Raw genomic sequence first — 21,680 nt, 5'->3', positions numbered from 1 at the left:
CTACTCGCTACGCGAGGGAGGGGGACGACACCCTCGGTGCGGGGCGGCCCTTCCTCGGTGTCCCTGAGATGGAGCGTGCCTGTTTCACGGGCATGGGCGTTGCCAAACGCGCTGAATGGCTGAAATGAAACGCTTGCGTAATGGAGGGCGCGCCACGCTGCGCGCAGCGCGCCTGTTCGGCCATGTGTGCAAGGGGCTGTGGATCGTGGCCCTGCGCTTTCCGCAGCTGCCCGAGGCGCGCCAGCACGCCCATGTGCAGGCCTGGGCCCTGCAGTTGCTGGCCCATGCGGGCGTGCGACTGGAGATCCAGGGCGAGCCGCCGCGCCAGGGCCCCATGCTCATGGTCAGCAACCATATTTCCTGGCTCGACATTCCCGTGCTGCATGCGGCGCGGCACTGCCGCTTCATCTCCAAGTCCGACGTCAAGGGCTGGCCGCTGATCGGCACGCTGGCCACGGCGGCGGGCACGCTGTACATCGAGCGCACCTCGCGCCGCGATGCCCGGCGCATGGTGCAGAGCATGGAGGAATCCCTGCAGCGCCGCGAGATCCTGGCCATCTTCCCCGAAGGCACGACGGGCGACGGCCGCAAGCTGCTGCCCTTTCATGCCAATTTGCTGCAGGCGGCCGTGCAGATCGATGCGCCCGTGCTGCCCGTGGGCCTGCGCTTCATCGACGGCGCCACCGGCCAGATCAGCCACGCACCCAGCTACGAGGGCGACGAAACCCTGCTGGGCTCCATCTGGCGCACGCTGTGCGCCGACGACCTGGTGGCCGTCGTCCACTATGGCCAGCCGCAGACGGCCGAAGGCCGCGACCGCCGCGTCTGGGCCCAGGACCTGCATGCCGAGGTGGACCGGCTGCGCCAGGCCTGAACGCTGCCAGCGACATGACAGACACCCTCACGCTCCGGCCCTCGCGGCCTGATGACCTTCCGGCCCTGAACGCCGTTCTCTGGGCCACCTACGACAGCACCTGGAAGCCCCAGCTGACGGCGGACAAGCATGCGCAGTTCTGCGCCTCCGGCAAGACCGCGCAGTACGTGCAGTCGCGCGGCCACCTGTTCTGGGTGGCCGAGTGCGATGGCGTGGTCGCCGGCTTCGTGGACTGGGTGGATGACTTCATCGGCGCCCTGCATGTGCTGCCGGCTTGGCAGGGGCGCGGCGTGGGCCGTGCGCTGCTGGCCCATGCGGAGCAGGCCATGCGCGCCGACGGCCACGCCCAGGTGCGCCTGGAGACCGACAGCTTCAACACCCAAGCCCTGGGCTTTTACACGGCGCAGGGCTACGCCACGCTGGACACCTATCCCGACGAGGAATGGGACTGCGGCATGACCACGGTGCTCATGGGCAAGCCGCTGGCCTGAAGGCCAGGGCGGAGCAGGCCCGCCCTCAGTTGCTGTAGGGCTGTCGCTCCAGCACCAGGTTGGCGAAGTCCTCCACCAGGTCGGCGCCCAGTTCCTCGATGGCGTCGTCTTCCTCGTCGAAGGCCCAGAGCACGCGGATGTCCGTGCCCTTGCTGCCTGCATTGTCCAGCAGCTCGAACAGTGAGCGCAGCCCCATGGTCGATGCGCTGTTGATGTACTGCAGCTTCACCTCGGCCACGAAGCGTGCGGGCTGGCTGGCCTCGAAGTACTGCCCCAGCATGGCCAGCAGGGGGTTGAAGAAGGGCAGCGGGTTTTCGGGATAGCACTCGCCTTCGATGCGCAAAAGCTGCTCGGCCGGCGAGAAGACCACTTCGGGCGTGACGGAAGTGCGTTCGGATTTCAGTGCTTGCATGGCGGCGTCATTCGGATTCGGGAAGGGGGCCCGGCGCTCAGATCAGCGCCTTGACGTGGAACACGGCATGGGGCGCGGTATCTGCGGCGTCCTCTCCCGTGGCGATGTGGTACTGCAGCGGTGCCGAGGCGTCGCGCGCAATGGTCAGCCAGCCCAGGCCCGCGCCGCGGCTGATGTCATCGCTGGCGCTGTGGTCGGTGTTGTGCAGCTGGGCCTTGTAGGCGGCCTTGATTTCGGGGTGGCTCATGGCGCGCACGGCATCCAGCTTGGCGGCCAGGCGCGGCACATGTTCGCGGCGCACGGCGTTGCTGCAGGCAATCCAGAAGCGCGCCTGTGCCTGATCGGCCCCCGCGTCCGGGGCACCGGCCGGTGCATCGATGCGGCCCACGCCGATGGCGCCCTGTGCCACGGTTTCGCCGAGTGCCTGGCTGGCTCCGGCGTCAGAGGCAGGCAGCGGCGCCGCGTAGTGCAGCACGTTCTGCGCCATCTCGATGAAGGTGGAAAACAGCTTGCGCTTGGCGCTGCTCGATCCGTCCTCGCTGGCCAGCCGGCACTTGAGCGTGTCGGCTGCCGCCTGGATCACATTGGGGTTGAAGGTGCCCGCGTAGTACAGCAGCAGGCCGTTGTGCTCGGCCTGGGCGCGCAGGTGCGCGAATTCGGACGGGCTCATGGCTGCAGGGCCTGGTTGCGCCACACCAGCAGCGAGACATCGTCGCGACGGCGCTGCGTGCCCTGCCACTGGGCAAAGGCCTGCCGGAATTCGGCGCAGGCCTGGGCGGCGGGGCGGTCGTGCTGCTCGTGCAGGAAGCGCGCCAGGCGCTTTCTGCCGTGGGCGATCTGGCGCGGGCCGCCCAATTGGTCAATGACACCATCGGTGGCCACCATCAGCAGCGAGCCGGGCGCGACCTCCAGCTCCTGCGTGCTCCAGGCCGCGTCGTCGGGCGTGGTCGCATAGCCTATGCCCAGCTTGTCGCCGGCATGGATCTGCACCTGTGCCGCCTCCTGCACGCCGGGCGGCGCCACCAGCAGGTCCAGCCGGGCCGAGGCAAAGCGCAGTTGCGTGCCGCAGGGAGACTGCAGGAACAGCGCGGCGTCCAGGCCGTCGCTGGAGGATTTTTCGGCGGGCAGGCCATCGGCGGGCGCTGCCGGTGCGCCCCAGGCGGGCTGGACGTCGCGGCTGCGCTGCTGCAGCACGCGCTTGATGTAGCGGTTCATCTGGCCCAGCAGGGCGCCGGGGTCGATGGTGGCGCCGGTGCCGGTGCCGGCGCTGGTGCCGATACCTGCAGGCGCCACGGCCTGTTCGAGAAAGGACAGTGCAATCAGCGTCATGAAGGCGCCCGGCACGCCGTGGCCCGTGCAGTCGAACATGCAGCCCAGCAGGCCCTGCGGTGTGGCGCGGAAGAAATACGCATCGCCGCCCACCACGTCGCGCGGCTCCCACAGCAGGCCGTGGTCGGCCAGCTGGCTGGCGAGCACGCGGTCGGATTCGACCAGGTGCGAGCGCTGGATCAGGCTGGCGTAGTCGATGCTGGCCATGAGCTGGCGCGTCTTGTCGGCCTCGATGTCGGACATGGCGGCCATCAGCGCGTGGCCCGTGCCTATGCCTGCGTAGCGGCCTTCCTCCACGGTGATGAAGCCGTCCTTGAGCACGCGGCTGCCGCTGGCCAGCGCCTGCTGCACCAGCTGGTCGATGGGCAGGCCGGCCGCCACCACCATGGGCGCGGTGTCGGTGAATACCAGGCAGCTGCGGCGGCCGAACACGTCGCGCGCAAAGGGCCGCGCGTACTGCTCCATGAAGCGCTGGCGGTTGATCAGGCCCTGCGGCCGGTCATCGGCCACCACGGCCAGGGTTTCGAGCAGGGGCTGCTCGCTGAACAGCCGGTGCACATCCTCGTTGCTGGCCTCGGGCGCGATCGGTGCCGTGGGCTGGCTGAGCTGGCCTGCACGGGCCACAAGGCGCGGCGCGGCGGGCGCCGGGGCCAGCGCGGGAATGGGTGCAGGGTCAGTTAGCTGATCCGCTGCAGGGTGCTGCGTGGAGGAGGGGTCCAGAGCAAACATGGGTGGCCTTGAATTGTCACAAGATGTGACTGATTCTGGGTGCCACCCGTGACCGTCGAATGACAAAGCCCGGACGGCGCGGCGGACGCCGCTGGTTCAGGCTGCAGCGGACTGCGGGGCGCCCTGTGTTTCTCGCGGGAAGGCGACCACGTGATTCATGTCGAGCCGGATTCCCACCCACTCGCCCACCGCATGGTCGTGGTGGCTGGGCACATGGGCCATCACGCTGTGGCCGCTGGCCAGCTCCAGCGTGTAGAGGAACTCCGAGCCGCGAAACGCCTTGCGCAGGATGCGTGCCTGCACGGGCGAGGCATCGTCGTGCACCACATCGTCGGCGCGCAGCAGCACATCGCATTCGCCGCCCGGAAACTGCGCAGGCAGCGGGCAGGTGGCCGGATCGACCAGATCGCCCAGCGCCGTGCGCGCCACCACGCCGCCGGCCCCGGAAGGCGCCAGCGTGGCCGGCACGAAGACGCCGTGGCCGATGAAGTCCGCCACGAAGCGCGTGGCAGGGCGGTGGTACAGCGAATAGGCATCGTCCCACTGCTGCAGCTGTCCCTGGTGGACCACGCCGATCATGTCGCCGATGGCAAAGGCCTCCAGCTGGTCGTGCGTGACGAACAGGGCCGTGGCGCCTGCGGCCTTGAGGATGCCGCGCACCTCATGCGCCAGGCGCTCCCGCAGGTCCACGTCGAGGTTGGAGAAGGGCTCGTCCAGCAGCATCAGCTGCGGGCTGGGCGCCAGCGCGCGGGCCAGTGCCACGCGCTGCTGCTGGCCCCCTGACAGCTCGTGCGGAAACCTCCCTGCACTGCCGGCCAGGCCCACCAGCTCCAGCACCTCGGCCACGCGCTCGGCCTGGCGTGCCTTGGGAAGATGGTGGATGCCGAAGGCCACGTTGCGGCCCACGTTCAGATGGGGGAACAGCGCATAGTCCTGGAACACCATGCCGATGCGCCGCTGCTCGGGAGGGAGCGAGAAATCCGCGCTGCCCACGAGCTGGCCGTCGATGCGGATCTCGCCGCCGCTCACGGGCTCCAGGCCCGCCACGGCCCGCAGCAGCGTGGTCTTGCCGCAGCCCGAGGGGCCGATGAGCACGCCAATGTCGCCAGCGGCCAGATTCAGCGTGACGCCCTGCACGGCAGGCCTGTCGCGGCCCGGGTAGCGCACCTCGAGTTGGGAGACGGTCAAAAACATGCGGCGATTGTAGAACCGCGCAAATGAATAGAATTCGCATTTGCATTGGCGGGCCAAGGGCATGCCCGGAGCCCGCCGACTCCAGCAGCCCGCAGGCACGTCCGGTCTCGGCGGCACATCGGCCCACAGGCCGGCGGCAGCCGCAGATCCCGGCCCGTTCCATAGCCCGGCAGCCAGATCCTCCCCCTCATCCTCTAGCCGAGACCTCCGCTTTGCGCCGTCTGTCGTCCGTACTCCGCTCCCTTCCCCTGCTATTGCTGGCCCTGGTGCTGATGCTGCCCGTGCTGGCCGTGCTCGGCTCCTGGCTGCCCGTGGGGCAGGGCGATGCCCTGGCCGGCTCCATCCTGCGCGAGATGGCGGCCACCGTGCTGCCCGGCTATCTGTGGACCACGGTCTGGCTGGGCCTGCTGGTGGCGCTGGGCGCGGCCATCGTGGGCACGGGCACGGCGGCGGCCGTGACGCTGTTCGACTTCCGGGGCCGGCGCCAGCTCGAATGGCTGCTGCTGCTGCCGCTGGCCATGCCGGCCTATGTCACGGCCTATGCCTATACCGACTTCCTGCAGTTCAGCGGCCCGCTGCAGACCTGGCTGCGCGACACCTATGGCCTGGAAGGCCGGCTCCTGCCCGAGGTGCGCAGCCTCGGCGGCGCGGTCTGGGTCTTCATCTTCTCGCTCTACCCCTATGTCTACCTGCTGGCGCGCACCGCGCTGGGCGAGCGCGCCGCGCACCTGATGGAGGCCGCGCGCCTGATGGGCGCGCCGCTGTCGCGGCGCATCTGGTCGGTGGCGCTGCCGCTGGCGCGCCCGGCCGTGGCCGCTGGCGTGGCCCTGGTGGTGATGGAGACGCTGGCCGACTTCGGCGTGGTCAGCTATTTCGGCATACAGACCTTCACCACGGGCATCTACAAGGCCTGGCTGTCCATGGACAACCGCATTGCCGCCGCGCAGCTGGCGACCTTCCTGCTGGTGCTGGTCGTGCTGCTGCTGCAGCTGGAGCTGCGCGCCCAGCGGCGCATGCGCTTCGTCACCGGCAGCACGGGCCGCGCCAGCTCGGCCGAGGCGCAGCCGCTGCGCCTGCGCGGCTGGCGCTGCGCGCTGGCCTGGCTGGCGTGCCTGCTGCCTGTGCTCATGGGCTTTGTGGCGCCCGTGTTCTTCATGCTGCGCCCGCTGGCGGCCGACTGGTCGGTGCTGCCCTGGGACCGCTTCCTCGATTGGGGGCTCAACAGCGTGCGCCTGGGCACCATCACCTCGGTGCTGGCCGTGATCATCGCCGTGGCCCTGGCGTTTGCCGTGCGCCGCCACAAGGAGTCGGCCGTCACGCGCGGCGTGGTGCAACTGGCCAGCCTGGGCTATGCGGTGCCGGGCGCCGTCGTCGTCGTCGGCCTGCTGCTGCCCGTGGGCTGGGTGCAGCAGGTGCGGCCCGAATGGGGCTTTGCCGGCCTGGTCACGGCCACCGCCGTGGGCATTGTCTGGGCCTACCTGGTGCGCTTTTGCGCCGTGGCCCTGCAGTCCATGCAAAGCGGCTATGCGCGCATCGCGCCCAGCCTGGACGACTCGGCCCGCATGCTGGGCACGGGCGCCTGGGGCATGCTGTCGCGCGTGCACTGGCCGCTGCTCAGGCGCTCCACGGCGGCGGCGGCGCTGCTGGTCTTCGTCGATGTGATGAAGGAGCTGCCCGCCACCATGGTGCTGCGCCCCTTCAACAGCGACACCCTGGCCGTCGTGGCCTACCAGCTCGCGCGCGACGAACGCCTGGGCGAGGCCGCCCTGCCGTCGCTGGCCCTGGTGCTGGTGGGCCTGATCCCCGTGATCATGCTCAGCCGCACGCTGCGCGCCGAGCGCCCGGGCACGGCCCGCTGAGCCTGGGCTGCCGGGTGCTGCAAAGCGCGGCCCGGCAAACCCCGCTACGCTCGCGCCATGCACGCCAGAGTCCTGCGCTATCTCGACGAAGTGGTCCGCCGCGGTTCCATCCGCAAGGCGGCCGAACATCTGCACGTGGCCCCCACGGCCGTCAACCGCCAGATCCTCGACCTGGAGGCCGAGCTGGGCACGCCCCTGTTCGAGCGCATCCACAAGCGCCTGCGCCTCACCCCGACGGGCGAGATGGTGCTGGCCCATGTGCGCGCCACGCTGCGCGAGCATGCGGCGCTGCGCGAGCGCATTGCCGAACTGCAGGGCGCGCGCAGCGGCGAGATCACCGTGGCCGCGACCACGGGGCTGGCCGGCTCGCTGCTGCCCTCGCTGGTGCATGAATTCCGCCAGCGCCACCCGGGCATCGTGGTGCGCATCATCGACCTGCCCCTGAGCGACATCGCGGCCGCCGTGGAAGGCGGCGACGCCGACCTGGGCCTGGCCTACGACCTGTCCGAACGCCCCGCGCTGCGCGCGCTGGCCACCAGCGAATGGCAGATCGGCGCCATCGTGCCGCCCCGGCATGCGCTGGCGCGCCAATCGTCCGTGCTGCTCAGCGAGTGCATAGGCCATCCGCTCATCCTGCCCGCGCCGCCGCTGTCCATCCGCAGCCTGCTGGACGAAGCCTTTGCGCGCAACGCCATCGAGGTCACGCCCGTGGCCGAGTCCACCTCCATGGCGCTGATCCAGCGCCTGGTCATGCTGGGCGAGGGCATTGCCCTGCTCAATCCGCTGGACGTGATGGAGGAGCGCAGCCGCAATGCCCTGGTCTTCGTGCCTTTGCGCGATGCGCATCTGCGGCGGCAGACGCTGGTGCTGACCGGCCGGGCCAGGGGTCAGTTGAGCGCGGCGGGGGAGCTGATGGCCCAGTCCATCGGCCAGGCGCTGGCAAGGCTGTTTGCCGGGGGGCGGTGAGTCTTAGTCACTTGTCCACTTTTTGTGGACACATCGGGCGGAATTCAGCGCTATCGGCAATGGCTTGTCCTTCCTAGACTGGCGGCTTTTCCATTTCGAAGAAGAGAACGCCATGACCTTGATTGCCCTGAACGCCGATGTACTCGTCACCATGGATGCGCAGCGCCGCGAGATCCGCGACGGCGCCCTGGTGGCCGACGGCCCGGCCGTGCAATGGGTGGGCGCCACGGCCGATCTGCCGCCGCAGTACCGCCGCATGGTGGACGACGGCACGGCCCAGGTGCTGGACATGCGCGGCCGCGTGGTCATGCCGGGCCTGGTCAACACGCACCACCACATGTACCAGAGCCTCACGCGCGCCGTGCCGGCCGCGCAGGATGCGGAGCTGTTCTCGTGGCTGACCAACCTGTACATGCTGTGGTCGCACCTCACGCCGGAGATGATCCACATCTCCACCCAGACCGCCATGGCCGAGCTGATGCTGTCGGGCTGCACCACCACCAGCGACCACCTGTACCTGTATCCGGATGGCGCTCGGCTGGATGACTCCATTGCCGCGGCGCAGCAGATGGGCATGCGCTTTCATGCGGCGCGCGGCTCCATGAGCCTGGGCCGCAGCAAGGGCGGCCTGCCGCCCGACGCGGTGGTGGAGGAGGAGGAGGCCATCCTGCGCGACAGCCTGCGCCTGATCCAGCAGTACCACGACAGCGCACGCCACTCCATGCTGCGCGTGGTGCTGGCGCCATGCTCCCCGTTCTCGGTGACGCGCGAGCTGATGCGCGAGTCCGCCGTGCTGGCGCGTGCGCACGGCGTGTCGCTGCACACCCACCTGGCCGAGAACGACAACGACGTCGCCTTCTCGCGCGAGAAATTCGGCCTCACCCCCGCGCAGTACGCCGAAAGCCTGGGCTGGGTCGGCCCCGATGTCTGGCATGCCCACTGCGTCAAGCTCGATGCCGAGGGCATTGCGCTGTTCGCGCGCACGGGCACGGGCGTGGCGCATTGCCCGTGCTCCAACATGCGCCTGGCCTCGGGCATTGCGCCCGTGCGCACCATGCGCGATGCGGGCGTGCCCGTGGGCCTGGGCGTGGACGGCAGCGCCTCCAACGACGGCGCCCACATGCTGGGCGAGGCGCGCCAGGCCCTGCTGCTGCAGCGCGTGGGCCACGGCCCTGCCGCCATGGGCGCGCGCGAGGCGCTGGAGATCGCCACGCTGGGCGGCGCGCGCGTGCTGGGGCGCGACGACATCGGCGCGCTGGCGCCGGGCATGTCGGCCGACTTCGTGGCCTTCGACATGTCGGGCGTGGGCTACGCGGGCGCAGGCCATGACCCTGTGGCCGCGCTGGTGTTCTGCACGCCCACCGACGTGTCCACCAGCGTCATCAACGGCCGTGTCGTGGTCCGTGACGGCCACCTGCTCACGGCCGATCTGCCGCGCGTGCTGACACGCCACCGCGAACTGGCCCGCACGCTGTTCGAGCGCGCAGCGGGCCACTGACATCTCCCTGCAGCGCGGCAGGCCGGCACCCAGGCCATCGCGGGTGCCGGCGTGCCGCGCTGCGCCATTCCCCCGAAGCATTTCCAGGAGGCTCGAAGACCCGGACAGCACTTTCAGGACCCCCACCCTTTTCCGGCACCACTGCCCCGACATACATACAAGCGCCTCTGAAGAGGCCGACGGCCAGGACACAAGGAGACAAGACAATGGAACAACTGCTTTACAAGGTGGAAGACCGACCGCCAATGCTCATCACCACGGTCCTTCTGTCGCTGCAGCACCTGCTGGCGGCGCTGGGCGGCATCATCGCCGTGCCCCTGGTCTTCGGCGGGGCGCTCAAGCTGCCGGCCGACCAGATCGTGGCGCTGGTGAATGCAGCGCTGCTGGGCTCGGGCGTGGTCACCATCGTCCAGTGCAGGGGGGTGGGGCCCGTGGGCATACGGCTGCCCTGCGTCATGGGCACAAGCTTCGCCTTCGTGGGCGCGGGCATCAGCGTGGGGCTGGAGCATGGCGTGGCCGGCATCCTGGGCTCCTCGCTGGTAGGTTCGCTGGTGATGATCGTGGGCAGCTACTTCATGCCCGTGATCCGCCGCTTCTTTCCGCACACCGTGACCAGCGTGGTCGTGACCATGATCGGCCTGTCGCTGACCCCCGTCGCCGTGGACTGGGCTGCGGGCGGCGTGGGCCGCAGCGACTACGGCGCGATCGGCCACCTGGCCATCGCCGGCTTCGTGCTGGTGCTGGTGATCGGCTTCGTGCAGTGGGGCAGGGGCATCGTCTCTGCCTCGGCCGTGGTGCTGGGCATCGCCTGCGGCTATGTGCTGTGCCTGGCGCTGGGCCTGATCGACTTCACCCAGGTGAGCGAGGCCGCGGTCTTCGCCATCCCGCAGCCGCTGACCTTCGGCATGACGTTCCCGGTGGCCGGCATCGTCGCCATGTCCATCGCCTTTCTGGTGACCATCGTCGAGACCACGGGCACCTTCATGGCCCTGGGCGCGGCCACGCAGACGCGCATCGACGGCAAGCGCCTGTCCAGCGGCATGCTGTGCGATGGCGTGGGCTCGGCCTTCGCCGCCGTGATGTCCAGCCCTCCGCTGTCCACCTTCGCCCAGAACGTGGGCGTGGTCTCGCTGACCGGCGTGGCCAGCCGCCACGTGGTCATGCTGACGGGCGTCATGCTGCTGCTGGCCGGCCTCTTCCCCGTGCTGGGCGCACTGGTGGTGACGATTCCGCAGCCCGTGCTCGGCGGCGCGGGGCTGATGATGTTTGCCATGATCATTTCGGCCGGCATCCGCATGCTCAGCGGCGCCGAGCACTCGCGGCGCGCCAGCCTGATCATCGCGGTCTCGCTGGGCTGCGGCCTGGCGGTCACGGTGCGCCCGGACCTGCTGTCCCGCATGCCTGCCTTCGTGCGCGAAGTCTTCGGCTCGGGCATCACCGTCGGCGCCCTGGTCGCGGTGGGGCTGAACCTGCTGCTGCCCGGCCGCGAGGTCGATGCCCATCCCGAGGAAGCCGTGGCCTGATGCGCATTTTCATGGGCCTACACTGCGGCCCATGAACACCACCGCACCCCGCACCGACATCACCATCTACCACAACAACCGCTGCAGCAACTCGCGCGGCGCGCTGGCCCTGCTGCGCGACAACGGCGTGGAGCCGACCATCGTCGACTACATCGCCCAGCCCCTGGACGCTGCGCAACTGCAGGCCCTGGTCCGGCGGCTGGGCGTGCCCGTGCGCGAGCTGCTGCGCAGCAAGGAAGCCGTCTACACCGAGCTGGGCCTGGGCGATGCATCCGTCAGCGATGAGCAGCTCATCGCCGCCGCGGCCGCGCACCCCGTGCTGCTCAACCGCCCCATCGTCGTCACGCCCAAGGGCGCGGCGCTGTGCCGTCCGCCGGAGAAGGTGCTGGCGCTGATCTGAGATGCACGGCGAGGGTTCTAAGCCTCGCCTAAGTCTGCCCCTTCAGACTTCTCCTCAACGCAGCAAGGAACGCTGCTTTTGAGGAAAGGTCTGCGATGAACAAGATTCTGTCCACTCCCCGCCGTCTGGTGCTGGCCCTGGTGGCCGCAGGTGCCATCGGCGCCCTGGGCGCCACGGGCGCCGGTCTGGTTGGTGTGGTGCATGGCGATGCGCGTGCCGCCACGTCGCTGTTTGCGCCTGCAGCACAGCCTGCTTCTACCGCTTCTCCAGCTTCCCCCGCCGCCGCCGTGGCGGCGCCCAACTTTGCCGACATCACGGCGCGCAACGGCGCGGCCGTGGTCAACATCAGCGTGGTCGGCAGCTCGCGTGCCATGGGCGAGGATGGCGACGAGGCCGCTGCACGGCAGGGCCAAGGCCAAGGTCAGGGCCTGCAGGGCATGGACCCCAACGATCCGTTCTTTGAATTCTTCCGCCGCTTCGGCGTGCCCGGCATGCCGGGCATGGGCCAGGGCCAGCCCCAGCGCGATGTGCCCACGCGCGGCGAAGGCTCGGGCTTCATCGTCTCCAGCGACGGCCTGATCCTGACCAACGCCCACGTGGTGCGCGGCGCCAAGGAAGTGACTGTCAAGCTGACCGACCGGCGCGAGTTCAGCGCCAAGGTGCTGGGCGCCGATCCCAAGACCGACGTGGCCGTGCTGCGCATCGAGGCGAAGAACCTGCCCACCGTATCGCTGGGCAAGACGGCCGACCTGCGCGTGGGCGACTGGGTGCTGGCCATCGGCTCGCCCTTCGGCTTCGAGAGCAGCGTGACGGCCGGCGTGGTCAGCGCCAAGGGCCGTACCCTGCCTGACGACTCCTTCGTGCCCTTCCTGCAGACCGACGTGGCCATCAACCCCGGCAACTCGGGCGGCCCGCTGTTCAATGCGCGCGGCGAGGTGGTGGGCATCAACAGCCAGATCTACTCGCGTTCGGGCGGCTACCAGGGCGTGTCCTTCGCCATTCCCATCGAGGTGGCCACGCGTGTGCAGCAGCAGATCGTGGCCACGGGCAAGGTGCAGCATGCGCGGCTGGGCGTGGCCGTGCAGGAGGTGAACCAGGCCTTTGCCGACTCCTTCAAGCTCGACCGTCCCGAAGGCGCCCTGGTGTCCAGCGTGGACAAGAGCGGCCCCGCCGCCCAGGCAGGCCTGGAGCCCGGTGACGTGGTGCGCAAGATCGATGGCCAGCCCATCGTGGGCTCGGGCGATCTGCCGGCCTTTGTGGGCCAGGCGCTGCCGGGCCAGAAGGTCACGCTGGAGATATGGCGCAACGGCGAGGCCCGCACGCTCAGCGCCGTGCTGGGCGATGCCAGCGACAAGGCCGCCAAGGTGGCCAAGGACAAGCCCGACGCCGGCAAGGGCAAGCTGGGCCTGGCCCTGCGCCCGCTGCAGCCCGAGGAAAAGCAGCAGATCGGCGTGAAGGACGGCCTGGTCGTGGCCGACGCCGCAGGCCCGGCCGCCGAGGCCGGCATCACCCAGGGCGATGTGCTGCTGTCCATCAACGGCACGCCTGCCGGTGATATCGAGGCCGTGCGCGCCGCCATGGCCAAGGCCGGCAAGACCGTGGCCGTGCTGATCTGGCGCGATGGCAACAGGATCTTTGTCCCCGTACGTCTCGGGTAAGTGAAAGGAGGTAAGGGACCAGAAGCATCCACACACTTGATTGATCGCACGGCCCCGGCGTGAATGCGCCGGGGCTATCGCTTTGGGAAAACCCAGAGAAAAATGCCAGCGGTCCAAGGATCGGTACGCCAATGTGATGGTTGTATCGTGTGAAATGACGCCCGTTTGCGTTAGTAATGTTTCTTTTTGTGACGGATTGATGTAAGGGAAACCGCTTAGACTGCCGGCCCATCGAGGCGTGCGCTGACCGTCTTGATTCACGGAATACGGCCCCTGGGGGCGCAACGCATCACAGGAAAGGCACGGCTTTGAATCAGGACTACAGCTTGCAGGTGGCGGGTTTGGGCGCATCGTTCGGTGCGCGCGTCATCCTGGCTGAGGTGGACTTCGCACTGCCCGCCCGGGGCGTCACCGTTTTGCTGGGGCCTTCGGGATCGGGCAAATCCACCCTGCTGCGCACGCTGGCCGATCTCAATGCCGCCAACCCGCGTTTTCGCCGCTGGGGCAGCACGCGCTACGCGGGCCAGCCATGGCGCAGCGGCCTGCAGGCGCCGCGCCTGGTGCAGCAGCAGGCCAGGCTGATGATGGCCAGCACCTTCGATGCCATCGTGGAGCTGGCGCGCCCCCGTCTCAAGCTGGTGCCGCATGAACTGCGCGACTGGTGCCGCGCCCAGGTGCAGGCCTTTGGCTTCCCCGAGCTTGCGCTGATGTTCGACCAGCCGGCGCTGCAGCTGTCCCCCGTGCAGCAGCGGGCCGTGGCCATCCTGCGCGAGGCGCTGGCCGAGCCGGCGCTGCTGATGGTGGACGAGCCCACGGCCGAGCTGGAGGGCTACGAGGCCTTCGTGCTGCTGGAACTGCTGCGCCAGGTGGGTCAGCGCACCGCCGTGCTGATGAGCACGCACCACCAGCAGCACGCACAGGCCGTGGCGCAGGACATGCTGCTGCTGGCCGGCGGCCGCATCGCCGAGGCGCAATCCATGGAAGCCTTTCAGCGTGCGCCGCTGTCGCTGGCGGGCCAGCAGTTCCTGCGCACCGGCAGCTGTGCCGTGGCCTCTCCCGATGCGCGGGCCGAAGACCTGGAGGAGGGCGTGCCCCTGCCGCCACCCCTGCCTGCAGCGGCCGTGGCCGCGATCTCCGAGTTTCTGTCGGATGCAGTGGCCACCGAGCCTGCATCCGAGCCCATGCCTGCACCTGAGCCTGCGCCTGCATCCGTGCCTGCATCCATACCTGCGCCGGTACCCGCACCGACACCCGCTCCCCGGCCGCGCGCCGTCAATCCCGCCGTGCTGGTGGACTGGCAGCCGCTGGCCGCCGACCCGCAGGCCGTGCCCGCCAGCCGTGGCCCCAACGGTTTTGCCTGGCTGGTGCCGGGCCGGCTGGCCGGTGCGCCGCAGCCCGGCGTGGTGCAGTCCATGGACTTTGACCTGAAGGCCCTGCGCGGCTGCGGCGTCACCGTGCTGATCACGCTGACCGAAAACGACCTGCCGCAAGAGCCGCTGCAGCGGCACGGCCTGCGCAACCTGCACCTGCCGGTGCGCGACCACGAATCACCCACGGTGGCCCAGATCCAGATGCTGCTGGCGCGCATGTCGGCCATGCTGCGCGCGGGCGAGGTGCTGGCCGTGCACTGCCTGGCCGGCCTGGGCCGCACGGGCACGGTGCTGGCCGCATGGCTGGTGCGCGAGGGCCTCACCGCCGACGAGGCGCTGCGCCGCGTGCGCCTCATCGACGCCCAGTACGTGCAGTCCCAGGCCCAGGAGGACCTGCTCTACGCGTACGAAGTGGCACTGCTGCTGAAGATGGGCTGACCGATCACATCCATTCACAAAAAAGGAAAGCTGCAATGAGCCTGGATAACGTTTTGAGCGAGGTGGCCGGGTCCGTGCCCGAGTGCCTGGCCATCGGCTACGTGGATGCCGCCTCCGGCATGCTGCTGGCCATCCGCACGGTGGACTCGCATCCGCGCGAAGTCATCGACCTCGTGGCCGCCGCCACGGCCGACCTGTTCAACGGCCCCAATGTCTCGATGATCGAGAGCCTGTTCAAGAAGTCGCGCGGCCTCAAGGACGACGGCCACCACTACTTCCAGGAGCTCATCGTCAACAGCGACAACCTCATCCACGTCTTCCTGCGCGGCAAGCTCATGCCCGACTACGTGGCCGTCTTCGTCTGCCGGCGTACCGCCAACCTGGGCATGGCCTTGACCAAGGCCCGGATGGCCATGCCGAAGATTGAAGCGGCGGTGTAGCCGCCGCTCACCCCCTGAGTCGCCAACTGAGCCAGCCTTCCAGGGAGCTATTCTTCAACCATGCGCTTACTGCTTGTCGAAGATGACGCCATGATCGGCGAGGCCGTGCAGACCCTGCTGCGCGGCGAGGGCCATGCGGTGGACTGGGTCCGTGACGGCCTGCAGGCCGATGCGGCCCTGTGCCCCGGCCCGGGTGGCGGCCATGGCTATGACATGGTGCTGCTGGACCTGGGCCTGCCGGGGCAGGACGGATTGCAGGTGCTGCGCCATCTGCGCGGGCGCCGCGACCGCACGCCGGTGCTGGTGGCCACGGCGCGCGATGCCGTGCGCGACCGTATCGCGGGGCTGGATGCCGGGGCCGACGACTACGTGGTCAAGCCCTATGACCTGGACGAGCTGCTCGCGCGCCTGCGCGCGCTGGCGCGGCGTGCCTCTGGCGGGTCCGACCCGCTGTACGAGCGCGAGGGCGTGCGGCTGAACCCCGCCACGCGCGAGGCCAGCGTCGATGGCCGCGACGTGGTGCTCTCCGGCCGCGAATGGGCGGTGCTGGAGACGCTGCTGGCGCGCCCGGGCAGCACGCTGTCGCGCCAGCAGATCGAGGACAAGCTCTACGGCTGGGGCGACGAGGTCAGCAGCAACGCCATCGAGGTCTACATCCACGGCCTGCGCAAGAAGCTGGGCGCGGGGCTGATCCTCAATGTGCGCGGCGTGGGCTACATGGTGCCCAAGCCATGACGGCGCCGGCTTCCTCCCTTGTTTCCTCCCTTATCGCCCGGGCGCGCAGCCGCCTGCCCGGCGCACTGGGCACACGGCTGCTCATGTTCCTGGGCGCGGCCATCGTGCTCACGGCGCTGCTGCAGGGCCTGCTGGCCTACCGCAATGCGCTGCTGCAGACCGACACCCTGTTCGACTACCAGATGCAGCAGACCGCCTTTGCGCTGCGTGCCGGCCTGCCGGTGGATGCGCGCGGCAGGCCCCAGGGCACGCCGCCCGAGGATGAGAACCACGAATTCATCGTCCAGGTCTGGACCAACGAAGGCCTGCGCATTTTTGAATCCGCCCTGGGCGCCGCGCTGCCGCAGATGGCCGTGCTGGGCTTTGCCGACGTGCCTGCGCGCGGCACCGTCTACCGCGTGTTCTCGCTGCAGACGCGCTCGCAGGTGATCCAGGTGGCGCAGGACATGCGCGTGCGCCGCACCCTGGCGCGCGACGCCGCCTGGCAAAGCCTGCTGCCCATTGCCCTGCTGGCGCCCGTGCTGGCGCTGGCCGTGTGGTGGGTGGTGCGCAGTTCGCTGGCGCCCGTGCAGCGCGTGCGCCGCGAACTGGCCACGCGCCGCCCGCAGGACCTTGCGCCCGTGCCTGCCGAGGGCCTGCCCGACGAGGTGCGGCCCCTGGTGGCCGAGCTCAACGCGCTGCTGCAGCGCGTGGGCCAGGCCTTCGAGGCGCAGCAGCACTTCGTGGCCGACGCCGCGCACGAGCTGCGCTCTCCGCTGGCCGCGCTCAAGCTGCAACTGGTGGCCTTGCAGCGCGCGCCCGATGTGGCCGCGCATGACGAGGCCGTGCAGCGTCTTTCAGCCGGCATAGACCGGGCCACACGGCTCGTCGAACAATTGTTGACATTGGCGCGGCAGGAAGCTCAAGGCACGGTACAAGGCACGGCCCCAGGCGTGCAAGACATGCAGGGACAGCACGGCGCTGCCGCGGCCGCACCTGCCGAAGTGGACCTGCGCGAGGTGGTGGAGCAGGCCCTGGCAGACCAGGCCGTGGCCGCCCAGCAGCATGGCCTGGACATGGGCCTGAGCGAGTCCCCGCAACTGCGGCAGTCCTTTGCCGTGGCGGGCGATGCACAGTCCTTGCAGATGCTGGTGCGCAACCTGCTGGACAACGCCGTCAAGTACGTTCCGCAAGGCGGCCGCGTCGATGTCGGCTGGCGCAGCGATGCACAGGGCCGCGCCCTGGTGGTCGAGGACTCGGGCCCCGGCATTGCCGAAAGCGAGCGCGAACTGGTGCTGCGGCGCTTTGTGCGTGGACCCTCTGCGGCTTCAGCCGCTTCTGCGGGCCAGCAGGCGCAGGGCAGCGGCCTGGGCCTGGCCATCGTGCAGACCATTGCCGAGCGGCATGGCGCACGCCTGCTGCTGGACCGCTCGCCCACGCTGGGCGGCCTGCGCGTGCAGGTGATATGGCCGCCTGTGTCGGGCCGCTGACAGCGGCGCGTGGCGCGCAGGCCTATCGGCGTGTAGCGCGCGGCGGGAATGCTTCCCGCCTGCGTCCGGCCGGGTCACAATCCCCAAATTGGTGCCCGCCCGCCTGCCTTGCCATTCCCTCATCAGCCGCGCGGGCAGTCTGCTTCCGTAGTTATTTCGAGAGGTATTTCATGGAGTCCCTTGTCCAGCGCCTGTCCCAGTCCGTGACCCAGGCGCATTCGTTGGAAGAGTTGACGCGGCCCCTGCTGCAAATGCTCGAAGAGAGCACGCAGCTGGAGTCCACCTATCTCACCACCATCAACGAAGAACAGGGCCAGCAGCGCGTGCTCTACGCGCGCAACGCCAGCGAGATGCAGATTCCCGAGGGCCTGGTCGTTCCCTGGGGAGACACGCTGTGCAAGCGCGCCCTGGACGAAGGCCGCATGTACACGCCCGATGTGGGCGCCTGCTGGGGAGACTCCGAGGCCGCGCGTGAACTGGGCATACGCACCTACGCCAGCGCGCCCGTGCGTTTTTCGGATGGCCAGCTCTACGGCACGCTGTGCGCGGCCAGCAAGTCCTCGCAGGCCCTGAGCAGCGAGGCCGAAGGCATGCTGCGCCTGTTCGCCAACCTGATTGCCGAGCGCGTGGAGCGCGAGCAGCTCATCGCCAGCCTGAACCGGACCAACCGGGAGCTGGCGGCGCTGGCCTTGCTGGACCCGCTGACCGGCCTGCCCAACCGGCGCTGTCTCACCGACGAGCTGGGCCGGCTCATCGCCCGGTGCGCCCGCAGCCAGGAATGCGTGGTGGTGGGCTTCATCGACCTGGACCGCTTCAAGAACGTCAACGACGAGCACGGCCACGAGGCCGGCGACGCGCTGCTGCGTGCCATGGGCGAACGCCTGTCCGCCCACCTGCGCAGCGCCGACATGCTGGCGCGCTTTGGCGGGGACGAGTTCGTCTTCATCGGCGTGGGGCCCTTGTTCGGCAGCGAGGCCGATGCCGTGGCGCGTGAACTGCAACAGCGCCTGTCGGATGCCTCGGCCTTCCAGGTCGATCTGCCCGATGGCAAGACGCTGGACTACGGCGGCGCCAGCGTGGGCGTGGTCTGCCTGCGGCCGGACTCCATTGACGCCGACGACGCGCTGCAAAAGGCCGATGCGGCCATGTACCGCGTCAAGATGGCGCGCAGCCGCGAAGCCAGGGGCAACGCGCTGCATTGAGCCAGCCGCAGGCCTGGCCAGGCGGCCAAGACCTGCTGCTGCCTTGCTCCGGCCTGTCTCGCTGCTTCTCGCGCGCGCTCTTTTTTCTTGCCGTCTCAGCCTGCTGCCAGCATGGGCTGCCTGCGCTGCAGCTCCACGGCGCCATGCTGATGGCCGCTTGCCGCCTCCAGCTTGAAGGCGCCCACCGTGCGCACCAGGTCGCCGGCCTGGCCACGCAGGCTGGAAGCGGCGGCGGCCATCTCCTCCACCAGTGCCGAGTTCTGCTGGGTGGCCTGGTCCATCTGCGTGACCGCCTGGCCGATCTGCGCCACGCCCGAGCTTTGCTCGGAACTGGCGGCGCTGATCTCGCCCATCAGATCGGTCACGCGGCGTATGGCGTCCACCACCTCGGCCATGGTCGTGCCGGCCTGGTCGGCCAGCGCGCTGCCGTTGTGCACGCGGCTGGCGCTGTCGGTGATCAGTTGCTTGATCTGCTTGGCGGCCTCGGCACTGCGGCTGGCCAGGCCGCGCACCTCGGTGGCCACCACGGCAAAGCCCCGGCCCTGCTCGCCCGCACGCGCGGCTTCCACGGCCGCGTTCAGCGCGAGGATATTGGTCTGGAAGGCAATGCCGTCGATCACATTGATGATGTCGGCGATCTGCCGGCTGGAATCACTGATGCCGCGCATGGTGTCCACCACCTGCCGCACGACCTCGCCGCCCTGCTCGGCCACGGTGGAGGCGCCCAGCGCCAGCTGGTTGGCCATCTGCGCGTTGTCGGCGTTCTGGCGCACGGTGGAGCTGAGCTGCTCCATGGAGGCGGCCGTCTGCTGCAGTGCGCTGGCCTGGCTTTCGGTGCGTGAGGACAGGTCCTGGTTGGCCTGCGCGATCTGCCCGCTGGCCGCTGCCACGCTGACCGATCCCTGGTGCACCTGGCGCACCACGCCGCGCAGCCCCTCCTGCATGGTCTGCAGGGCGCGCAGCAGCATGGACACCTCGTCCTTGCCGCGCACATCGATGTGCCGTGTCAAATCGCCCGCCGCCACGGCATCGGCCGTATGAATGGCCAGGCGCAGCGACCGTGCCATGTTGCGGATGATGGACCAGCCCAGCAGCACCCCGAGCAGCACACCCGCGATGATGGAGCCCACGGCCACCGCAAAGATCACCTGGTACAGCGATTGTGCGGCGTCGTATTCCTCCTTGGCGACGCGGGTCTGCAGCGCGGTCAGCTGCACGATCACATCACGCAGCGGCGCGTACAGGGCCTCGTCCTTGTCGATCAGCAACTGCCGGGCCAGCTCCAGGTCGCCGGACTGCAGCGCCTGCTGGGCCGGCTTCAGAAAGCCCTGCAGGAACAGCGCGCGCACGGCCTCGAAGCGGTCGGCCAGCTGCGCCTCTTCCTCGGTCATCCGGGTCTGGCGGAACGAGGCCCAGGCCTTGTTCACGTCGTTGATGTTGATCTGTATCTCCTGCTGCTTTTGCTGCGTGTATTCGGGCAGGTGCACGGCAATGGCGCCCGAGACCGCATGGCGGTTGCGCAGCAGCAGGCGCTGCACTTCCAGCAGATCGCCCAGTGCGACCAGGCGCTCTTCATAGACCACCTTGAATCGGCGATTGGACTCGCTGATTCCATATAGCCCAAAAGCGCCGATCACGATCATGAGCAGTGAGAGAAAACCAATCAAGGCGGTCAGGCGAGTCGATAACTTGAAATTATTCATACTGCGTCCTTTGCATGCATTGCGGATGGTTGGTGGGTACTTGCGTTGTCAGGCCGCCCCGTGATGACTCGCATCTCTCACAACGGACTCGGTAATGAAAATGAGATTTCACTAACGGGAAATGCCCGGTCTGCACAAATGCTCACAGGCATCCGGAAACGGCGATGCTGGCTTGCCGATGGCCTGCGTGGCCAATGGCGATCCATGTTGTATTGTTTTGTAAACTATTTGTTACAAACTATAGTATGAATCGAATGCTCCAGGCAATACCAGTTTTTCAGGTATTGGCCTTGGCCTGATAGGGGCTCTCTGCGTATTGCTTCGCTATTGTTTCGCTATGAAAAATACAGGCGGCAACGGCCCTGGCAGTGGCTGCGGCGCCGAACGGCCCGCCTAGAATTCGCCTTTATGCGCTGTGCATGCGCGGTTCATGCGCGGTTCATGCGCGGTTCATGCGCGGTTCATGCGCGGTTCATGCGCGGTTCATGCGCGTTCATCCGCGCTTGCGCGAGGCCCCTGGCCTGCCTTCACGAAAGAGATCCATGAAACCCAAAACCCTTGCCCGCGCGCTGGCCGCCCTCTGCGTGGCTGCGGCCGGACTGCTCTACGCATCGCCCTACATCGCCCTGCACCAGATCGGCAAGGCCGTGGAGCGCCGCGACGCCCAGGCCCTGTCCGGCTACGTGGACTTCCCTGCGCTGCGCGAAAGCATCAAGGGCCAGATGATGGCCAGGCTGCAGTCCCAGATGGGCGGCTCGGGCGACAGCGCCTCCAACCCCCTGGCCGGCTTTGGCCAGCAACTGGCCCAGGGCCTGGTCAGCCAGTTCACCGAGGCGCTGGTCTCGCCCGACGGCGTCATGCTCATGCTGGAAAAAGGCAAGCCCGGCAAACCCACGGACGTGGCCGCCGCAGGCGTGGGCGTGGACACCCAGGGCGGGCCGCCGCGCAAGGACTACTCCGTGGAGTACCAGGGATGGTCCAAGGTCTTCGTGCACCCGCGCGGCGAGCCGGGCGGCTTCATCTTCAGGCGCGAAGGCCTGTTGGGGTGGAGGCTGGTGGCCGTGAAGATGGATTGAGGGGCGCGGGCAGGCGGCCAGCACCCTGGCGCCTCAGCCTTGATGCAGCACCTTCATCACATGGCGCTTGCCCAGCCGCAGCGCGCGGGCATCGGCCTCTGGCTGCGTGTCGCAGGGCTGGTCATCGGTGACGGCCTCCAGGGCCTTGCCGCTGGCCACCTCCAGCAAGGTGGCGCGCGGCAGCCAGGCGCCTGGCGAGGCATCGCTGGGAAGTGATGCGGGCGTGATCCGCACGCCCATGTAAAGAAGGCTGTCCATGGCCTGCCGTATCCGTTCGGATCAGCCTGCCAGGGGCGGGCGGGGCAGGGCCAGCC

Annotated in this window: 20 protein-coding genes; 14 read left to right on the top strand and 6 right to left on the bottom strand. The window is 68.9% G+C overall.

All coding sequences use genetic code 11. The features are described from left to right. Positions 1-124: 124 nt before the first annotated feature. Positions 125-874: a lysophospholipid acyltransferase family protein gene (locus BW39_RS21660; RefSeq protein ID WP_043824190.1), complete on the top strand. Its 750-nt coding sequence runs from the start codon at positions 125-127 to the stop codon at positions 872-874. Positions 875-888: 14 nt separating this feature from the next. Beyond that, on the top strand, positions 889-1,365 hold the full coding sequence (locus BW39_RS21655; protein ID WP_043824188.1) for a GNAT family N-acetyltransferase: 477 nt from the start codon (positions 889-891) through the stop codon (positions 1,363-1,365). A 25-nt stretch (positions 1,366-1,390) separates the two neighbouring features. Here the strand turns inward: BW39_RS21655 and BW39_RS21650 are convergent, their stop codons facing one another. From BW39_RS21650 to BW39_RS21635, 4 genes are all read right to left on the bottom strand, one after another. Beyond that, positions 1,391-1,777, bottom strand: coding sequence for a DUF1987 domain-containing protein (locus BW39_RS21650; RefSeq protein ID WP_043824186.1), 387 nt, complete (start codon positions 1,775-1,777; stop codon positions 1,391-1,393). Positions 1,778-1,814: 37 nt separating this feature from the next. Next, the gene (locus BW39_RS21645; protein ID WP_043824184.1) at positions 1,815-2,447 is read right to left on the bottom strand and encodes a DUF6272 family protein; all 633 of its coding nucleotides are present in this window, start codon (positions 2,445-2,447) and stop codon (positions 1,815-1,817) included. After that, on the bottom strand, positions 2,444-3,835 hold the full coding sequence (locus tag BW39_RS21640; RefSeq protein ID WP_043824183.1) for a SpoIIE family protein phosphatase: 1,392 nt from the start codon (positions 3,833-3,835) through the stop codon (positions 2,444-2,446). Before BW39_RS21640 ends, BW39_RS21645 begins: the two co-directional genes overlap by 4 nt. Positions 3,836-3,931: 96 nt before the next feature. After that, positions 3,932-5,029, bottom strand: a complete 1,098-nt coding sequence (locus tag BW39_RS21635) for an ABC transporter ATP-binding protein (protein WP_013804019.1) — start codon at positions 5,027-5,029, stop codon at positions 3,932-3,934. Between the two features lie 212 nt (positions 5,030-5,241). On the opposite strand from BW39_RS21635, the gene BW39_RS21630 reads away from it, so the two are divergent. From BW39_RS21630 to BW39_RS21580, 11 genes are all read left to right on the top strand, one after another. After that, entirely contained in the window at positions 5,242-6,888 is a 1,647-nt protein-coding gene (locus BW39_RS21630) for an ABC transporter permease (RefSeq protein ID WP_043824181.1), read from the top strand. A 57-nt stretch (positions 6,889-6,945) separates the two neighbouring features. After that, on the top strand, positions 6,946-7,854 hold the full coding sequence (locus BW39_RS21625; protein ID WP_012203519.1) for a LysR family transcriptional regulator: 909 nt from the start codon (positions 6,946-6,948) through the stop codon (positions 7,852-7,854). A 112-nt stretch (positions 7,855-7,966) separates the two neighbouring features. Beyond that, the gene (locus BW39_RS21620) at positions 7,967-9,352 is read left to right on the top strand and encodes an 8-oxoguanine deaminase (protein WP_043824179.1); all 1,386 of its coding nucleotides are present in this window, start codon (positions 7,967-7,969) and stop codon (positions 9,350-9,352) included. Positions 9,353-9,558: 206 nt separating this feature from the next. Continuing rightward, positions 9,559-10,875, top strand: a complete 1,317-nt coding sequence (locus tag BW39_RS21615) for a nucleobase:cation symporter-2 family protein (RefSeq protein WP_012203521.1) — start codon at positions 9,559-9,561, stop codon at positions 10,873-10,875. Positions 10,876-10,906: 31 nt separating this feature from the next. Continuing rightward, positions 10,907-11,275, top strand: coding sequence for an arsenate reductase (glutaredoxin) (gene arsC, locus BW39_RS21610; RefSeq protein WP_043824178.1), 369 nt, complete (start codon positions 10,907-10,909; stop codon positions 11,273-11,275). Between the two features lie 95 nt (positions 11,276-11,370). Further along, complete coding sequence (locus tag BW39_RS21605) at positions 11,371-12,933, top strand: Do family serine endopeptidase (RefSeq protein ID WP_043824177.1); 1,563 nt, start codon at positions 11,371-11,373, stop codon at positions 12,931-12,933. A gap of 308 nt (positions 12,934-13,241) precedes the next feature. Beyond that, positions 13,242-14,741: a phosphatase domain-containing putative toxin gene (locus tag BW39_RS21600; protein ID WP_043824176.1), complete on the top strand. Its 1,500-nt coding sequence runs from the start codon at positions 13,242-13,244 to the stop codon at positions 14,739-14,741. A gap of 35 nt (positions 14,742-14,776) precedes the next feature. After that, positions 14,777-15,181, top strand: a complete 405-nt coding sequence (locus tag BW39_RS21595; protein ID WP_012203525.1) for a hypothetical protein — start codon at positions 14,777-14,779, stop codon at positions 15,179-15,181. A 60-nt stretch (positions 15,182-15,241) separates the two neighbouring features. Continuing rightward, a complete protein-coding gene (locus tag BW39_RS21590; RefSeq protein ID WP_012203526.1) occupies positions 15,242-15,916 on the top strand; it encodes a response regulator in 675 nt (224 codons plus the stop codon). Continuing rightward, positions 15,913-17,385 (top strand): ATP-binding protein, encoded by a 1,473-nt coding sequence (locus BW39_RS21585; RefSeq protein WP_043824174.1) that lies wholly within the window; start codon positions 15,913-15,915, stop codon positions 17,383-17,385. The genes BW39_RS21590 and BW39_RS21585 overlap by 4 nt, the downstream gene beginning before the upstream one ends. A gap of 170 nt (positions 17,386-17,555) precedes the next feature. After that, positions 17,556-18,587 carry a GGDEF domain-containing protein gene (locus BW39_RS21580; RefSeq protein ID WP_043824172.1) on the top strand — a complete coding sequence of 344 codons (1,032 nt, stop codon included), beginning with the start codon at positions 17,556-17,558 and terminating at the stop codon, positions 18,585-18,587. Between the two features lie 95 nt (positions 18,588-18,682). Here the strand turns inward: BW39_RS21580 and BW39_RS21575 are convergent, their stop codons facing one another. After that, entirely contained in the window at positions 18,683-20,290 is a 1,608-nt protein-coding gene (locus BW39_RS21575; protein WP_043824170.1) for a methyl-accepting chemotaxis protein, read from the bottom strand. Positions 20,291-20,832: 542 nt separating this feature from the next. Between BW39_RS21575 and BW39_RS21570 the strand changes: the two genes are divergently transcribed. Then, a complete protein-coding gene (locus tag BW39_RS21570) occupies positions 20,833-21,366 on the top strand; it encodes a DUF2939 domain-containing protein (protein WP_013804003.1) in 534 nt (177 codons plus the stop codon). 33 nt (positions 21,367-21,399) lie between these two features. On the opposite strand, the gene BW39_RS21565 is transcribed toward BW39_RS21570, so the two are convergent. After that, positions 21,400-21,624 carry a hypothetical protein gene (locus BW39_RS21565; protein ID WP_012203534.1) on the bottom strand — a complete coding sequence of 75 codons (225 nt, stop codon included), beginning with the start codon at positions 21,622-21,624 and terminating at the stop codon, positions 21,400-21,402. Positions 21,625-21,680: the final 56 nt, after the last annotated feature.

Source organism: Delftia sp. RIT313 (assembly GCF_000632165.1).
Taxonomy (GTDB): Bacteria; Pseudomonadota; Gammaproteobacteria; order Burkholderiales; family Burkholderiaceae_C; genus Comamonas; species Comamonas acidovorans.
Note: the sequence above shows the minus strand (reverse complement) of the source record. Positions and strands in the feature narration are given on the sequence as shown.

Excerpts from the sequence above, each read along its gene's own strand:
- BW39_RS21660 (WP_043824190.1), top strand. The coding sequence starts at position 125 with ATGAAACGCTTGCGTAATGGAGGGCGCGCCACGCTGCGCGCAGCGCGC.
- BW39_RS21655 (WP_043824188.1), top strand. The coding sequence starts at position 889 with ATGACAGACACCCTCACGCTCCGGCCCTCGCGGCCTGATGACCTTCCG.
- BW39_RS21650 (WP_043824186.1), bottom strand. The coding sequence starts at position 1,777 with ATGCAAGCACTGAAATCCGAACGCACTTCCGTCACGCCCGAAGTGGTC.
- BW39_RS21645 (WP_043824184.1), bottom strand. The coding sequence starts at position 2,447 with ATGAGCCCGTCCGAATTCGCGCACCTGCGCGCCCAGGCCGAGCACAAC.
- BW39_RS21640 (WP_043824183.1), bottom strand. The coding sequence starts at position 3,835 with ATGTTTGCTCTGGACCCCTCCTCCACGCAGCACCCTGCAGCGGATCAG.
- BW39_RS21635 (WP_013804019.1), bottom strand. The coding sequence starts at position 5,029 with ATGTTTTTGACCGTCTCCCAACTCGAGGTGCGCTACCCGGGCCGCGAC.
- BW39_RS21625 (WP_012203519.1), top strand. The coding sequence starts at position 6,946 with ATGCACGCCAGAGTCCTGCGCTATCTCGACGAAGTGGTCCGCCGCGGT.
- BW39_RS21620 (WP_043824179.1), top strand. The coding sequence starts at position 7,967 with ATGACCTTGATTGCCCTGAACGCCGATGTACTCGTCACCATGGATGCG.
- BW39_RS21615 (WP_012203521.1), top strand. The coding sequence starts at position 9,559 with ATGGAACAACTGCTTTACAAGGTGGAAGACCGACCGCCAATGCTCATC.
- arsC (WP_043824178.1), top strand. The coding sequence starts at position 10,907 with ATGAACACCACCGCACCCCGCACCGACATCACCATCTACCACAACAAC.
- BW39_RS21605 (WP_043824177.1), top strand. The coding sequence starts at position 11,371 with ATGAACAAGATTCTGTCCACTCCCCGCCGTCTGGTGCTGGCCCTGGTG.
- BW39_RS21595 (WP_012203525.1), top strand. The coding sequence starts at position 14,777 with ATGAGCCTGGATAACGTTTTGAGCGAGGTGGCCGGGTCCGTGCCCGAG.
- BW39_RS21590 (WP_012203526.1), top strand. The coding sequence starts at position 15,242 with ATGCGCTTACTGCTTGTCGAAGATGACGCCATGATCGGCGAGGCCGTG.
- BW39_RS21585 (WP_043824174.1), top strand. The coding sequence starts at position 15,913 with ATGACGGCGCCGGCTTCCTCCCTTGTTTCCTCCCTTATCGCCCGGGCG.
- BW39_RS21580 (WP_043824172.1), top strand. The coding sequence starts at position 17,556 with ATGGAGTCCCTTGTCCAGCGCCTGTCCCAGTCCGTGACCCAGGCGCAT.
- BW39_RS21575 (WP_043824170.1), bottom strand. The coding sequence starts at position 20,290 with ATGAATAATTTCAAGTTATCGACTCGCCTGACCGCCTTGATTGGTTTT.
- BW39_RS21570 (WP_013804003.1), top strand. The coding sequence starts at position 20,833 with ATGAAACCCAAAACCCTTGCCCGCGCGCTGGCCGCCCTCTGCGTGGCT.
- BW39_RS21565 (WP_012203534.1), bottom strand. The coding sequence starts at position 21,624 with ATGGACAGCCTTCTTTACATGGGCGTGCGGATCACGCCCGCATCACTT.